Source organism: Antarctobacter sp. (genome assembly GCF_034670325.1).
Lineage (GTDB): Bacteria > Pseudomonadota > Alphaproteobacteria > Rhodobacterales > Rhodobacteraceae > Antarctobacter.
This window is the reverse complement of sequence record NZ_JAXMNR010000004.1, coordinates 270496-284166: the sequence shown is the minus strand read 5'-3', so window position 1 is coordinate 284166 and position 13671 is coordinate 270496. Positions and strand designations below refer to the sequence as shown.

16 protein-coding genes are annotated in these 13671 nt (G+C 63.5%); 1 reads left to right on the top strand and 15 read right to left on the bottom strand.

Annotated features, from left to right (window positions below):
* Window positions 1-11: 11 nt before the first annotated feature.
* From VOI21_RS11990 to VOI21_RS11955, 8 genes are all read right to left on the bottom strand, one after another.
* Complete coding sequence (locus VOI21_RS11990; RefSeq protein ID WP_323770115.1) at window positions 12-1217, bottom strand: NADH-quinone oxidoreductase subunit E; 1206 nt, start codon at window positions 1215-1217, stop codon at window positions 12-14.
* A gap of 91 nt (window positions 1218-1308) precedes the next feature.
* On the bottom strand, window positions 1309-1614 hold the full coding sequence (locus VOI21_RS11985) for a hypothetical protein (RefSeq protein ID WP_323770114.1): 306 nt from the start codon (window positions 1612-1614) through the stop codon (window positions 1309-1311).
* A gap of 54 nt (window positions 1615-1668) precedes the next feature.
* On the bottom strand, window positions 1669-2229 hold the full coding sequence (locus VOI21_RS11980) for a hypothetical protein (protein WP_323770113.1): 561 nt from the start codon (window positions 2227-2229) through the stop codon (window positions 1669-1671).
* On the bottom strand, window positions 2226-3446 hold the full coding sequence (locus VOI21_RS11975) for an NADH-quinone oxidoreductase subunit D (protein WP_323770363.1): 1221 nt from the start codon (window positions 3444-3446) through the stop codon (window positions 2226-2228). The genes VOI21_RS11980 and VOI21_RS11975 overlap by 4 nt, the downstream gene beginning before the upstream one ends.
* 205 nt (window positions 3447-3651) lie before the next feature.
* On the bottom strand, window positions 3652-4260 hold the full coding sequence (locus VOI21_RS11970) for an NADH-quinone oxidoreductase subunit C (protein ID WP_323770112.1): 609 nt from the start codon (window positions 4258-4260) through the stop codon (window positions 3652-3654).
* Between the two features lie 11 nt (window positions 4261-4271).
* Window positions 4272-4805: a NuoB/complex I 20 kDa subunit family protein gene (locus VOI21_RS11965; RefSeq protein WP_089277125.1), complete on the bottom strand. Its 534-nt coding sequence runs from the start codon at window positions 4803-4805 to the stop codon at window positions 4272-4274.
* Window positions 4796-5161, bottom strand: coding sequence for an NADH-quinone oxidoreductase subunit A (locus tag VOI21_RS11960; RefSeq protein ID WP_323770111.1), 366 nt, complete (start codon window positions 5159-5161; stop codon window positions 4796-4798). The genes VOI21_RS11965 and VOI21_RS11960 overlap by 10 nt, the downstream gene beginning before the upstream one ends.
* Before the next feature lie 521 nt (window positions 5162-5682).
* Entirely contained in the window at window positions 5683-6063 is a 381-nt protein-coding gene (locus VOI21_RS11955; protein WP_323770110.1) for a hypothetical protein, read from the bottom strand.
* Window positions 6064-6152: 89 nt separating this feature from the next.
* On the opposite strand from VOI21_RS11955, the gene VOI21_RS11950 reads away from it, so the two are divergent.
* Entirely contained in the window at window positions 6153-6584 is a 432-nt protein-coding gene (locus tag VOI21_RS11950; RefSeq protein WP_323770109.1) for a hypothetical protein, read from the top strand.
* A gap of 7 nt (window positions 6585-6591) precedes the next feature.
* On the opposite strand, the gene VOI21_RS11945 is transcribed toward VOI21_RS11950, so the two are convergent.
* The 7 genes from VOI21_RS11945 to VOI21_RS11915 all read right to left on the bottom strand — a co-directional run bounded on the left by VOI21_RS11945 (window position 6592) and on the right by VOI21_RS11915 (window position 13651).
* Window positions 6592-7368, bottom strand: a complete 777-nt coding sequence (locus tag VOI21_RS11945; protein WP_323770108.1) for a crotonase/enoyl-CoA hydratase family protein — start codon at window positions 7366-7368, stop codon at window positions 6592-6594.
* An 8-nt stretch (window positions 7369-7376) separates the two neighbouring features.
* Entirely contained in the window at window positions 7377-7982 is a 606-nt protein-coding gene (locus VOI21_RS11940; RefSeq protein WP_323770107.1) for a class I SAM-dependent methyltransferase, read from the bottom strand.
* Window position 7983: 1 nt separating this feature from the next.
* Window positions 7984-8838 carry a hydroxymethylglutaryl-CoA lyase gene (locus VOI21_RS11935; RefSeq protein ID WP_323770106.1) on the bottom strand — a complete coding sequence of 285 codons (855 nt, stop codon included), beginning with the start codon at window positions 8836-8838 and terminating at the stop codon, window positions 7984-7986.
* A gap of 112 nt (window positions 8839-8950) precedes the next feature.
* Entirely contained in the window at window positions 8951-9637 is a 687-nt protein-coding gene (locus tag VOI21_RS11930; RefSeq protein WP_323770105.1) for a glutathione S-transferase family protein, read from the bottom strand.
* The gene (locus VOI21_RS11925) at window positions 9634-11574 is read right to left on the bottom strand and encodes an acetyl/propionyl/methylcrotonyl-CoA carboxylase subunit alpha (RefSeq protein WP_323770104.1); all 1941 of its coding nucleotides are present in this window, start codon (window positions 11572-11574) and stop codon (window positions 9634-9636) included. The genes VOI21_RS11930 and VOI21_RS11925 overlap by 4 nt, the downstream gene beginning before the upstream one ends.
* Before the next feature lie 24 nt (window positions 11575-11598).
* Window positions 11599-12024: an ASCH domain-containing protein gene (locus tag VOI21_RS11920; RefSeq protein WP_323770102.1), complete on the bottom strand. Its 426-nt coding sequence runs from the start codon at window positions 12022-12024 to the stop codon at window positions 11599-11601.
* Window positions 12025-12052: 28 nt separating this feature from the next.
* Window positions 12053-13651 (bottom strand): carboxyl transferase domain-containing protein, encoded by a 1599-nt coding sequence (locus VOI21_RS11915; protein ID WP_323770101.1) that lies wholly within the window; start codon window positions 13649-13651, stop codon window positions 12053-12055.
* Between the last annotated feature and the right edge of the window lie 20 nt (window positions 13652-13671).

The following is a 13671-nucleotide window of genomic DNA, read 5'->3' as shown; positions in this document are numbered from 1 at the left end:
AAAGTACCAGATCAGCCTTTGGCGTTTTGGGCCAGATCGCGTGCCTGCGAAACCCATTCATCGCGAGTCGCACGCCCCTTGAAGCCTTCAAGGTTGTCATCGACCCAGGCCAGTTCCTTATCCGTCCAGGCCGCAATCTGATCGAAGTGGAAGACCCCGAGCGTGTTCAGCAGCTTTTCAAGTTTCGGACCCACGCCCTTGATCTCCTTGAGATCATCGGGCTTGCCATCGCGCGCGGCCTCTAGGCCCGCAGGCTTTTCACCGGGTGTCGCCTCAGCGGCGGCGGCCTCTGGCGCGGCTTCGGTTTCCGGGGCCTCATAGCGCCAAGTACCTTTGCGCGCAGCAAGCTCTGCTTGACCGGCCAAAACGGCGCTCGGCTGGATCAGGGCGTCTTTGACCGCTGCCGGGGCGTCTGCCAGTTTCTCTGGCACCGGCTCAGGCTTGGCATCTTCGGGGACGTCTGCCTCGGGGGCCTTGGGCTGTTCGCGCATCGTATCGCGGGTGCCGGACTGGTCGTTCCAAGGGGCGGCCAGCGGCACTTCGGTGCCGTCGATCCGCTTGATCGTGTCGCCGATGTCGTGCGCCAGTTGCGCGCTGGCATTCAGGGTGATCGAGCCGTTGACAAACTCTGTCAGCGTGGTGATCCCCGACTTCGGTTCCGAGGCAAAGCGACCGTTCTGCGGCCCCGCCTGCGGCACCTCTCCGCGCGCCAGCGCGTCCAGCAGATCGCCCAGTTTTTCCGCGGTCAGGTCCTCGAAATAATCCTTGCCGATCTGGGCCATGGGCGCGTTGGCGCAGGACCCAAGACATTCGACCTCTTCCCAGCTGAACTTGCCATCCGCCGACAGCGCATGCGGCTTGGCCGCGATCTTGTCTTGGCAGACCGCCATCAGATCCTCGGCCCCGCAGATCATGCAGCTTGTAGTGCCACAGATCTGGATATGCGCGACAGAACCCACCGGCTGAAGCTGGAACATGAAGTAGAAGCTCGCCACTTCCAGCGCCCGGATATAGGCCAAGCCCAGCATGTCCGCGACATATTCGATTGCCGGGCGGGTCAGCCAGCCCTCTTGCTCCTGCGCGCGCCACAACAGCGGAATGATCGCGCTGGCCTGACGGCCTTCAGGGTACTTGGTGATCTGCTCCCGTGCCCATGCCAGATTGGCGGGTGCGAAGGCGAAACTATCGGGTTGCTCGGGGTGCAGTCGGCGCAGCATGGCTTTCGGCTTTCCGTCTTACGTCGGGCGCTGCCGGGCAGCGCCCCCTTGGGTTACATCTTTTGTCGTCCGGCCCCACGGGCCGGTGTCTTCAGGTCGCCGCAGGCGCGGCTTCGGTCTTGGGCGCGCAGGCACCGGTCACAAGGCGCACGCCGCCGTTTGACAGTGTCACCGCTTCGCCCTGATCGACCTTATATTGCGCAACGGTCACCAGCTTTTCACGCGGCATCCCGGTTTGCAGTTCCACCGGCAGATAGTCGCTTTCCGTCGCCAGATCGCACCCGATAGAGGTGACGGCGGCGTCAAAAGAAAGCAGGTCTTCCTCTGTTACGCCTTCGGGCAGGATACAGCCCGACACCAGCGCCACCGCGACCATGGCAATTGCAGTCTTCTTCATCCTGTCGTCCCTCACGTCACACTGCCATTTCCGTGGCACACATCCCGGCCCGTGTTACGGGCAGTCCAATAGCCGCGCCGTCCCGGCGTCGCGATCAACAACAACCTGACCGTTTCGGACCAGCAGTTCGGCAGCGTCTTCGGCGATTTCACCGATCTCTTCAATGCCGTCGGGCGTGAGCGGCCCCTTGTATCCCGTCATCGTCGCCAGATTGTCGGCCAGAACGCCCTGAAACTGCTCTTCGCCTTCGCGGAAATTCACCACGCAACTGACGTCTTTCAGAGAGTCGATCACAGCGGGCAACAGCGTCTCGATTGGCATACGCTCCAGCGCCCTGATGAAATCCACCTCATTGGACAAAGTGGCCATCCGCGCCTTTGACGCCTTGGCAGCCGCCTCGGGGCCAAGGACCGGCAGGCAATTCTGCATTACGTAGTAGGTGTCGTCCGGTCCATCATCGATCTCGCAATAGAACAGATGGCGGCCGCTTTCGATGACCAAGCCATCGTCGATGACGCCCTTGATCTCAAAGCTGAAGCGTTCGTTGAATTCTGGCAGATCCTGCGCCAGCGCAGGGGTTGCCGCCAGCGCTGCCAGTGCCAACCACACTCTCATCTGTCGATCTCCCCGAACACCACATCCATCGTGCCGATGATCGCCGCCACGTCGGCCAGTTGGTGGCCCTTGGCGACATGATCCATCGCCTGCAGATGCAAATAGCCCGGTGCCCGGATCTTGGCGCGGTAGGGTTTGTTGCTGCCGTCGGCCACTAGGTAGACGCCGAATTCGCCTTTGGGGGCTTCGACGGCGGCGTAAACCTCACCCTCAGGGACATGAAAGCCCTCTGTATACAGCTTGAAGTGGTGGATCAGCGCCTCCATCGAGCGCTTCATCTCGCCGCGTTTCGGAGGAGTGATCTTGCCACGGGCCAGCACCTCGCCCTGCCCTTCGGGCGCGCGGAGTTTTTCAATCGCCTGATGCATGATCTTCAGCGACTGGCGCATCTCTTCCATGCGAACCAGATAGCGGTCATAGCAGTCGCCGTTTTTGCCCACCGGGATCTGGAAATCGAACTCGTCGTAGCATTCATAGGGCTGTGCGCGGCGCAGATCCCATGCAAGGCCAGACCCCCGCACCATGACGCCCGAGAATCCCCACTCGTTGATCTCTTCTTCGTTCACCACGCCGATATCGGCGTTGCGCTGTTTGAAGATGCGGTTTTCGGTCAGCAGCCCGTCGATATCCGCCAGAACGCGCGGGAAATCTTTGGCCCATTCCTCGATATCGTCGATCAGCTCGGGCGGCAGGTCCTGATGGACACCGCCGGGGCGAAAGTAGGCCGAGTGCAGGCGCGCGCCACAGGCCCGCTCATAAAACACCATCAGCTTTTCGCGCTCTTCAAACCCCCAGAGCGGCGGCGTCAGCGCGCCCACATCCATGGCCTGTGTCGTCACGTTCAACAGGTGGTTCAGGATACGGCCGATTTCCGAATAGAGCACCCGGATCAGGCTGGCCCGGCGCGGGACCGGTGTGCCGGTCAGCTTTTCGATGGCCAGACACCAAGCATGTTCCTGGTTCATCGGGGCGACGTAATCCAGCCGGTCAAAGTACGGCAGGTTCTGCAGATACGTCCGCGATTCCATCAGCTTTTCGGTGCCACGGTGCAGCAGGCCGATGTGCGGGTCGCAGCGTTCGACAATCTCGCCGTCCAGCTCCAGCACCAAACGCAAAACGCCGTGCGCCGCCGGGTGCTGCGGGCCGAAGTTGATGTTGAAGTTGCGGATTTTCTGCTCGCCCGTCAGGGCGTCATCGAAACCTTTGGAGCCGTCCATCATGTCTTTGCCTCACTAAGTGCGCGCACTGGCTCTGAAAAAGCTAGAATCCAAACAAAGATGAGTGGAGCGAAGGGGATCACCCCAAAGATCGACAGCCATTTGGGATACCCGAACTTGGGCAAGAGCTTCCAGAGAGCGCCGACCCACAATAGCATCATCAAAATAAAGATGAGGCCGGGGAGACCGATATTCCCAATGCCCATCAGACTTTATCCCCTTCCTTCTCATCCCCGGGCAGCACATACTGCGCGCCTTCCCAAGGGCTCATGAAATCGAACTGACGGTATTCCTGCACCAGCGACACCGGCTCATAGACGACGCGCTTTTGCTCTTCGTCGTAACGGACCTCGGTGTAGCCCGTCGTCGGGAAATCCTTGCGCAGCGGATAGCCCCGGAACCCATAGTCCGTCAGAATGCGGCGCAGGTCCGGGTGGCCGGAAAACAGGATGCCGAACATGTCGAACACTTCGCGTTCGAACCAATTGGCCGAGGGATGCACGGTCACAATCGATGGCACCATCTCATCCTCGCGGATTCCAACCCGCAGGCGAATGCGATGGTTCTGGTACATCGACAGAAAGTGATAAACCACGTCGAACCGCTTGGGCCGCGCCGGGTAATCCACTGCGGTGATGTCAACCAGCGTCGAGAACTTGCAGGTCGGGTCGGTCTTGAGGAACTCGACAAAGCCGCGAACGTTCGACGGTGCGACGTCGACGTTCAATTCGCCATGCGTGACGTCCCAGCCGATCACGCAGTCGGGGCGCTTGCTCTCGATATGGCCGCCCAGTTCCTTGAGTGCGTCTGTCATGGCTTTCCCCCTTAGCGAACCAGCGTGCCGGTGCGGCGGATCTTTTTCTGCAGCGCGAGAATGCCGTAGACCAGCGCCTCTGCCGTCGGCGGGCAGCCGGGCACATAGATGTCCACAGGCACGACGCGGTCACAGCCACGCACAACGCTGTAGGAATAGTGATAATAACCGCCACCGTTGGCGCAGGATCCCATCGAGATCACGTAGCGCGGTTCCGGCATCTGGTCGTAAACTTTGCGCAGGGCCGGGGCCATCTTGTTGGTCAGCGTCCCGGCCACGATCATCACGTCCGACTGACGCGGGCTGGCGCGCGGGGCAAAGCCAAATCGTTCCACGTCATAACGTGGCATCGCGGTGTGCATCATCTCAACCGCGCAGCAGGCCAGACCGAATGTCATCCAGTGCAGCGACCCGGTGCGCGCCCAGTTGATGATGTCCTCGGTCGAGGTCAGGAGGAAGCCCTTGTCCTGCAATTCGCGGTTCAGGGTCTGGGTGGCCACTTCGCGGTCAGGACCCGCAGTGTTCGCTCCGGTCATCACTCCCATTCGAGCGCCCCTTTCTTCCATTCATAGGCAAAGCCGATGGTCAGCACGCCCAGAAACACCATCATCGACCAAAAGCCCAGCATCGACACGTCCTTGAACGCCACCGCCCATGGGAACAGGAAGGCAATCTCAAGATCGAAGATGATGAACAGGATCGAGACAAGGTAGAACCGGACGTCGAACTTCATCCGCGCATCGTCGAAGGCGTTGAACCCGCATTCGTAGGCCGACACCTTTTCAGGATCGGGATTGCGCACGGCAATGATCACCGCTGCAAGGATCAGAACAAGACCTAGACCGATGGCGATGGCCAGAAAGACAAGGATGGGAAGGTATTCCCGCAGCATCTCTTCCAAGACGTGGCTCCTTTAGGGATCGGGCGCATGGGCGCTTGGCTTACTGTCCCATATAACCGCCTCATGGCGGGGTCAACATAGCCCGAAAGCATTCAAATCCCTGCGAATAAACAGATTTCGCACTCGCAGAGAGATTTTCCTTTATACACAATAGGATGCGGAAAATGCCCACAAAATCACCTGATTAATCCCGCGCCCAAGCGTCGCGCCCGGCCCCCCGATCCAAGGTGCCTCAGCCTGTTCCTCGGAGCCGTCCCTCGCTTGATGCCGATCAGAGCCGACGCCCGTGCGGTGACAAGGGGGCGCAGCCCCGCGCTTGCGCGGCTTGCCCTTGCCATCGTGCGGAGGGCGCTCAGGCAGCAAGAAAGCGAGGGAGGGCTCCGAGGAACAGGCGGGTTTGTTCCTTGGTGAGTCGTGAAGCCACAACACAACAAGGGCGAGTCCCCGGTAGAGGAAATCCTATCAGAGGGTTGGCGGGTGGGCGATGGGCCCCCAAAGGGCCCGAGTCCCATCCCGTCCCCTCACACAATGGTGGAAATCATCACATAGGCAGCCATACCTGCCATCACCAAAACCACCGGAAACCAGAGCGCCCGCTCTTGGACCGAGGGCGTCACACCATTCAAGACCGTGCTGATCGCGCTCACCGCCACAGCGGCCCACCCGGTCCAGCGCGGCCAGCCCAGACCGGGGAACCCTGCCGCCGACAGGACCGCGAGGGCCTGAAACAGCAGCACAAACACAGAAACCGCCGCCACGATCCGCCCGGACACCGGCAGACGCCCCGGATGCTGCCCGCCTTGGGTCCAGCGCCCCAAAGGCGCGCCACCGATCAGCGCAAACTGAAAAAATACTACGGCCAGACAGGCGGTGGCGTATAGATGAGCAATCTGGACGATCATGTCTCTCTCCGTCACATTCGCGGCTTTGGACAGGGACCTGCCCTATGGTAACCTGTGACGCAACCGCCCGCACGACAGGACACATGCCTTTGACCCGCCGTTGCCTGACCCTTTTGCTCTGCCTCCCGGTGCCGCTGATGGCCCAACAAAACCTGTCGGAAACAGGTGAAACCGCCCTTCCCTGTCCGGGTCCGGCCCGGGCGATAGCGCTCGCCCCGGCAGGCTCTCTCGATCTGGACGGCGCGACCAGCCATCTGACCTTTGGTCCGGACCTGCGGGTCTGTTTTACCCAGACGGATGTGACCGTGATTGACGGACCAACCGCCACCTTTGCCTGCACCGCCATCCGCGACAGCGACGATGAGGGGCTTGGGTACTATTTCACCGCCGAAGGCATCCCCCATCACCTCTGGTTCCACATCGACGCCACCGAAACCGCGCCGTCGCTGCAGATCGGACTATACCGCGAAGAGGCAGAACTGGTCTGGATCGACACCGCCTACCCGATCTGCGGCGGCTGAGTCCCCATCAGGCCCAGGGGGCCGGACGTTTGTCGAAAAAGGCCGCGATGCCCTCACGCGCCTCGGATGTCTCCCAGCGCTCGGCCAAGGCGTCAATCGCCCCCTCCACCGAATGCGGCGACACTTCCCCCCCCAAGCGCCGCAACAATGCCTTGGCGTCGCGCACGGCACCGGGTGCGCAGGTCAGATAGGGGGCCACTTCGGCCGCGACGGCTTCGTCCAATGCGTCCGCCCCGGCGACCCGGTTTACCAGTCCCAGCCGCACCGCCTCATCCGCCCCAAAGATGCGCGCATTCATGAACACCTCCTGCGCGTTCCGCGCACCCATTCGGTGGATCACATAAGGCCCGATATTGGCCGGGATCAGTCCCAGCTTGACCTCCGTCAGACCGAATTTCGCGACGTCCACCGCGACCGCAACATCACAGACAGAGATCAACCCCAGTCCACCGCCAAAGGCGTTGCCCTGCACCCGCCCGATCAGCGGTTGCGGCAGGGCATGCAGCGCGCCCAATGCCGTGGCGATACGCGCCGATTCCACCCGCCGCGTGGCCCGGTCCATCTCGAACTGTTCGCGCATCCATGCCAGATCGCCCCCGGCGCAGAAACTGCGCCCCTCGGCGGCCAGCACCACTACCCGCACGTCGTCGTCGGCCGCCAGCCCCTTGGCCGCCGCTTCCAGCTCTATCATCATCTGCGCCGAAAGCGCGTTATGCTTGTCCGCGCGACACAGCCGGAGTTCCGCCACACCGCGCCCATCGCGACGTACCTCGATAAAGTCCATACCGTCCCTCATTTCTCATGGTCCCGCCGCAGCAGGCTGATCTGAAACCGCTGCTTGCCGCCGCCGGGCGTCACATGCACAAATCGCTCCGATGCCTCCAGCCTCAAACCCGCCCCAAGGGCCGCAAGCAAGTCCTCCGGCGCATACCGCATCACCGGCAGACCGGAACACCGCTCCGGCCCGTCCTCGGCAAATGTCGCGATCACCGCCGCCCCTCCCGGGCGCAGCCCCGCCCGCAACCCGTTTGCGTAGGCCAGACGATCCTCCGGCGTGGTCAGGAAATGAAACACCGCCCGGTCATGCCAAAGGTCGAAAGGCACTGAGGCGCGCCAGCGCGTGATATCCTCGGCCACCCAGGCAATCTGCGAAGCTGCCGCGCCCAGCCTCTCTTGCGCCAGTTCCAGCGCCGCGGAAGAGATATCCAGCACGGTCACGTCCCAGCCCATCCCGCGCAAACACCGCGCCAGCGCCGAGGCGCCTCCGCCGACATCGATCGCCCGCCCCGGCGACAGCCCGGCCCGCCCGATCATCCGCAAAGAGGCCTCGGGCGCGGCCTCGAACCAACTGACGTTATCGCCAGCGGAATAGGCTGTGTTCCAGTGCTCAGGATCCATCTCAGCCGCCCCGCATCGCCCGCGCCATCTCGGCCCCGCGCCTCAGGACCGCCCGGTCCAGACCGGTCTCGTATCCAAGCGCGACCAGATGATCGTGAACCGCCTCTGTCGCCACGTTCCCCGCCGCCCCGGGCGCATAGGGGCATCCGCCAAGGCCGCCGACCGCCGCATCAAAAACCCGCAGTCCCCGCGCCAAAGCCACGTCGATATTCTCCAACGCCCGGCCAGAGGTGTCGTGAAAATGCCCCGCCAGCCGTGCGGCGGGCAGTTCCTCCAGCACCGCGCCCAACATGGCATCCACCGCCTCCGGCTGTCCGCGCCCGATGGTGTCGCCCAGGGAAACCTCATAACACCCCATGTCGCGCAACGCGGCGACAACACGCGCCACCGCTTCGGGTGCAACCGCGCCGTCATAGGGGCATTCCACCACGCAAGACACATAGCCCCGCACCGGCAACCCGACGGCGCGCGCAGCCTCGGCCACAGGCACAAAACGCGCCAGCCCTTCTTCTACCGAGGCATTGATATTGGCCTTGGAAAACCCTTCCGAGGCCGCGCCAAAGACCGCCACCTCATCCGCCTTGGCCGCCATCGCCCTTTCCAACCCCTTCAGATTGGGCGTCAACGCGGCATAGGACACGCCCGCCACCCGGGTGATCCCGGCCAGAACCTCGCCGCTGTCGGCCATCTGCGGCACCCATTTCGGGCTGACGAATGACGCGCATTCGATCCGGCGGAACCCGGCACCCGACAAAAGATCGACCAACGCCACCTTTTCGCCCGTCGGAATCGCGCGCGCCTCGTTCTGCAACCCGTCACGCGGGCCGACCTCGAATATCTCGACGAATTCACCCATGACATCCCCCCAGCTTCTTCTTGGCCCAAATACTCAAACAAACCCGAGCCCCCGCCGCAGGCGGGGCGCGAGACCTTCAGCGCGCCGCAGGCGCACAATCGGATTATGCTCCCTAGGCCTCCGGGACCGGGTAGAAATCCTTGTCGTAAAACCGCTGCGGCCCTTCGCGGTCCACGGCGCGCCGGTTCGCCTCCCGCGCCTCGATCCGCGCCTTGTAGGCGGCGACTCGCGGAAACGCTTCCAGTTTCACATAATAGGGCACGGCAAACAGGTTGAATCCCATCATCACATCCGCCGCCGAGAACCCTGTAGGCAAAAGCCACGCCCGCTCCCCCAGCCGGTCCTCCATCCCCTGCAAGGTCTGGCGCAAACGCGCCACGTTCAGCTTGACCACAACGGGCGAGGGTTTGGCTGGCGGGCGCAGAAAGACCATCATCAGGTTCAGCTGTTCGATCAGGCTCGCCTGTGTCTCGGCATAATGAATCCATTGCAAGTATGCGGGCCGCTCCGGATCGCCGGGCGCGCGGCCCAGATCCGGCGCATAAGTCTCCGTCATGTACTCGACGATGGCCCCGGACTCGCTTATCTCCAGCCCGTCGATCTGGATTGCCGGGATGCGCACCGCCGGAGAGATCCGGCCCAGGTCGCTCTCGCGCATCTCCTTGGTGCCGATCCGGTGTTCGACGATCTCCAGCCCTCCAAAACGGTCCAGCCCGATCTCTTCAAGCAGCCAGAGCACGCGGAAGGACCGCCCGTATTGCACATGGTGCAGGGTCACGGTCGGTTTCGTGGCACTCATGCCTCATCCTCCTCAACCAGCACCACCAGCGGCGCGCCCGCCTCGACCTGATCGCCCTCGGCCACCAGCACCTCGGCCACCTGCCCGCCGCGGCCCGCGCGCAGCGTGTGCTCCATCTTCATCGCTTCCAGCACCACCAGCCGGTCGCCCTCTTCGACCGCCTGACCGACCGAGACATGTACCGACACAACCCGCCCCGGCATCGGCGCAAGCGCGCCCGCCGCCGCCTGCGCGCCTGCGCCGCGCGCCAGGGGATCAGGCCGCGCAAAGCCCACGCCATAGTTGGCATAAACCGTCACAAGTTCTGGCGACACAAAGGCACCTGCAGCGGGCTGCCCGTCAAAGGTCCAGCCACGCACGCCGCGCAGCGCCTCGACCTCTTGTCCCGCGACCAGAACCAAAGCGCTGTCCGGCCCGCGCAGCTTGACGCCCAGTTCGCGCGTCTCACCCCCCTGTTCCAAAACCACCGCGCGCCATTCCGGCGCCCAGAGGGTGAACCCCGCGTCCCAATCCTGTGCGTCCAGCAGACCCAGCGCCGCCATAGCGGCCTCGGCCCAAACCTGCGGCGTCACCTCTGCCGCAGCGGTCAAAGCCTCCAGGTCTCGCCCGATCAACCCGGTGTCCACCTCGCCCTGCGCAAAGCCCGCATGTTCCGCCAGCGCGCCCAGAAACCCAAGGTTGGTCACGGTCCCGGCCACCCGCGTGTCGCGCAGGCCGCGCGCCAGTCGGCGCAGCGCCACCGCGCGAGACGGCCCATGCACCACCAGCTTGGCAATCATCGGGTCATAATGCGGACTGATGGCATCGCCTGACCGCACGCCCGCCTCTGCCCGCACGCCTTCGGGGAAAGCCAGTTCCGCCAGCGTGCCTGTCGCAGGCAGGAACCCGGCCGGAACGTCCTCAGCATAAAGCCGCGCTTCAAAGGCATGGCCGTTGATCTTCAGGTCCTCCTGCACGGCGGGCAAAGGCTCCCCCGACGCCACGCGGATCTGCCATTCGACCAGATCGACGCCGCAGATTTCCTCGGTCACGGGGTGTTCCACCTGCAGGCGTGTATTCATCTCCATGAACCAGAAGCCATCGGGCCGCAGCCCGTTGGAGCCATCCACGATGAATTCCACCGTACCCGCGCCTTTGTAGGCGATGGCTTCGGCGGCCTTGACCGCCGCCTGCCCCATTGCGGCGCGCATCTCAGCGGTCATGCCCGGCGCTGGCGCTTCTTCGATCACCTTTTGGTGGCGGCGTTGCAGCGAACAATCCCGTTCGAACAGGTGAACAGCGCGCGTGCCATCACCAAACACTTGCACCTCGATGTGGCGGGGTCGCTGGATGAACTTCTCGATCAGCACGGCGTCGTTGCCAAAGGCCGTGCGCGCCTCGGCCTTGGCCCGCTCCAGCGCATCGACAAAATCCTCTGCCCGCTCGACCAGCCGCATCCCCTTGCCGCCGCCACCGGCGACCGCCTTGATCAGCAGCGGATAGCCGACCTTGTGCGCCTCGACCTCCAGATGGCCGGGGTCTTGGTCCTCGCCCATGTAGCCGGGCACCACCGGCACACCCGCTGCCTGCATCAGCCGCTTGGCCGCGTCCTTGAGCCCCATCTGCCGGATCGCCTGTGCCGATGGCCCGATAAAGGTCAGGCCCGCCGCCTCGACCGCCTGCACGAAGTCCGGGTTTTCGCTGAGGAACCCATACCCCGGATGGATGGCCTGCGCGCCGGTGGCCTTGGCCGCCTCGATGATCACATCGCCGCGCAGGTAGCTTTGCGAGGGTGCCGCCCCACCGATGCAAACGGCCTCATCCGCCAGTTCCACATGCAGCGCATCCGCGTCCACATCGGAATGCACTGCGACACAGCGCAACCCCATGGAACGGGCCGTTCGAATGACGCGCGCGGCGATCTCGCCTCGGTTCGCAATCAGGATGGTGTCAAACATGGTCTTTCCTCTCCCAAAGCGCCGTCATGCATAATCCTCCACCACGCGAAACCGCTCGCAGATGATCTCCATGTCCTCGGACACGCCACCATTGCGCGAGAAATACGCGCGGTAACCTTTTCGCCAATGCGCAAGGTCACGGAACTCGCCCTGAAGCGCGACAAATGCCTCATCCATCTCGTCGAAACGCCGGGTGGTCACCTCGACCGTCTCGACCATCAGGGCGGGTGTCCCGTCCCAGTTCAACGCCACGTCGCGCCGCCCAACAACCGGCAGCGCATCGCCATCGCCTCCCTTGCCAAAGACGCGCTTCGCCTCGACGGTGGCGGTTTTCTTGCCCGAACGAACCAGTGCCAGAATCTGGGCACACAGTTGCGGCGTGTCCCCGAAGCGAAAGGTCTCTGCCTCGGGGTTCTCGTCGATGATCTGTTGCAGCGTCTGCGCGGTCATCTGGTGGTCTCCTTCATGACGATCCGCCTCACATCCGGAACACGCCAAAGCGCGTGTCCTCTATGGGCGCGTTCAGCGCCGCGCGCAGGCTGAGCGCCAGCACAGAGCGCGTCTTGCGCGGGTCGACGATGCCATCATCCCAAAGCCGCGCCGAGGCATAAAGCGGGTGCGACTGGCGTTCGAACATATCCAGCGTCGGTTGCTTGAACGCAGCCTCTTCTTCCGCCGACCATGTGCCGCCAGACCGTTCGATCGCGTCGCGTTTGACGGTCGCCAGAACCCCCGCCGCCTGTGGGCCGCCCATGACGGAGATGCGGCTGTTGGGCCATGTCCACAGGAAACGCGGCTGATAGGACCGCCCCGCCATGCCGTAGTTGCCCGCACCGAAAGAGCCACCCACCAGCACCGTGACCTTGGGTACGGATGTGCTTGCCACGGCGGTCACCATCTTGGCGCCATGCCGCGCGATGCCCTCGTTTTCGTATTTCCGACCGACCATAAAGCCGGTGATATTTTGCAGGAACACCAAAGGGATTTTGCGCGCCGAGCACAGTTCGACGAAATGCGCGCCCTTGGATGCACTTTCGCTGAACAGCACACCGTTGTTGGCGACGATACCCACATCCATGCCATGCACGCGGGCAAAGCCGCAAACCAAGGTCTCGCCAAAACGGGGTTTGAACTCGTCGAAATAAGAGCCGTCGACCAACCGCGCGATCACCTCGCGGATGTCGTACGGCGTGCGCAGGTCGGCAGGCACGACGCCCAGCAATTCATCCGGGTCATAGGCGGGGGCCTCGCCGATCATCGAAAGGTCCGCTGCGCCGCCGCCAAGTGAGCCGACCGCGCGCCGCGCCAATGCCAGCGCGTGGGCATCGTCGTCGGCCAGATAATCCGCGACACCGGACCGACGCGTGTGAACGTCGCCGCCGCCAAGGTCCTCGGCGGTGACGATCTCTCCGGTGGCCGCCTTGACCAGCGGTGGTCCGGCCAGAAAGATCGTGCCCTGTTCCTTGACGATGATCGACACGTCCGACATCGCAGGCACATAGGCCCCGCCTGCCGTGCAGGATCCCATGACCACGGCGATCTGTGCGATGCCCTTGGCCGACATGCGCGCCTGATTGTAAAAGATCCGGCCAAAGTGGTCGCGGTCCGGGAACACCTCATCCTGATTGGGCAGGTTCGCGCCGCCGCTGTCCACAAGGTAGACACATGGCAGGTGGTTTTCCTCGGCGATCTCCTGCGCGCGCAGGTGTTTCTTGACCGTCATCGGGTAGTAGGTGCCGCCCTTCACGGTGGCATCGTTGCAGACCACCATGACCTGCCGCCCCTCGACCAGCCCGATCCCCGCGATCACCCCGGCGCAGGGGGCCGCGCCGTCATACATGCCATGCGCCGCCGTGGCGCCGACCTCGAGGAAGGGCGATCCGGGATCGAGCAGGTTAGTCACCCGCTCACGCGGCAGCATCTTGCCCCGGCTCACATGCCGGTCGCGGGATTTCTGCCCGCCGCCCGCTGCGGCCTCTGCCGCCGCCGCCTCGATCTGGGCGAGCGCATCAAGATGGGCCTTGCGGTTCGCGGCAAAGGCCTCACCCGCCGTCAGCACCTGGGATTGCAGTTTCATGTCCTCGACCCCTTGTTAAT